Here is a 952-nt window from a genome sequence, read left to right as displayed (position 1 = left end):
ACCACAATCGAAGGGGATCTGAAAAAGGCGCTCAAAGACTTCAGGCAATTCCATGTACTGATCACGCTTATGCATGAGGAAAGCCGGGGTGATAAGCGAGCTTTCATGCGCGCCAGCGCGAACGGTGGTGAAAAGCGGGTCGTGTTCGAGCAGAGTCAGGCCGCGATTGACGTCGAAGCCGGTTACCAGGAGCTGCTGCGCCGGTGACACCGCCGCGGTCAGCGCCGCAATAAATTCGGGCGTGTACTGGTGTGCGCAGTCCAAAATGACCGTGCCCACACCTGTTAAAGCGTGAGCCAGACTCTCTGGACTGGCATACTCCATGGGATCCCAACGAATTGACCATTTCAGTTGCTCATCAGCAGCAATGGCGTGCTCTGTGCGGGTACTGAAAAAAGTTTCTGCCAAAAGCAGGACGCTACTGTCCTGGCCGGTTTTCAGATACTGGGCACACCGGCGCAGGATGAATTCATGCGGGGAGATGATCAGAACTTGCCGGTTACGCCGGGAAACCAGGCGATGCAGCGCAACCATGGCGCAGGCCTCCTGGATACCGCAGCCCGGGGAGGTGATGGCCACCGTGCGGCCAGAGCGCTCTACAGCCTTCAGTAGCCGGAGCTGTACCGGGTTAACCTGGTCAGCGATAGCGGTACGGGCAAAATAGGACAGGCTAACGTCTTCAGGCGTCAGCTCTTCAAGCAGGGTGTGTCCCATATGGCGCAGGCGGTTAGCCACCAGCTCAGCATGGTCACGGAATTGCACGCTCGGGAGCGTAGTCTTGATTAGTTTTTGGCTCATTTACTGGCCTCATTAGGGATAGGGCGGCCAGTCTAGAGAATGTTGCATCTGCTAAGTGATGAAAGGATTGTAAATTAAATTATGTCTGATTTGCTTGTGGGCGAGAAAGTTAAAAGCCGCCTGAGGAGGCGGCTTTTAGGTTTAGAAGGTAGAC

At 55.1% G+C, this 952-nt stretch carries 1 protein-coding gene; it reads right to left on the bottom strand.

The window, feature by feature from the left end; all coding sequences use genetic code 11:
• On the bottom strand, positions 1 to 798 hold a 798-nt coding region (locus tag CYR55_RS22980), incomplete at its 3' end, for a hypothetical protein (RefSeq protein ID WP_146001049.1).
• Positions 799 to 952 lie beyond the last annotated feature (154 nt).

The sequence above is a fragment of the Chimaeribacter californicus genome, assembly GCF_002858675.1.
Lineage (GTDB): Bacteria > Pseudomonadota > Gammaproteobacteria > Enterobacterales > Enterobacteriaceae > Chimaeribacter > Chimaeribacter californicus.
This window is presented reverse-complemented; position numbering and strand designations above follow the sequence as displayed.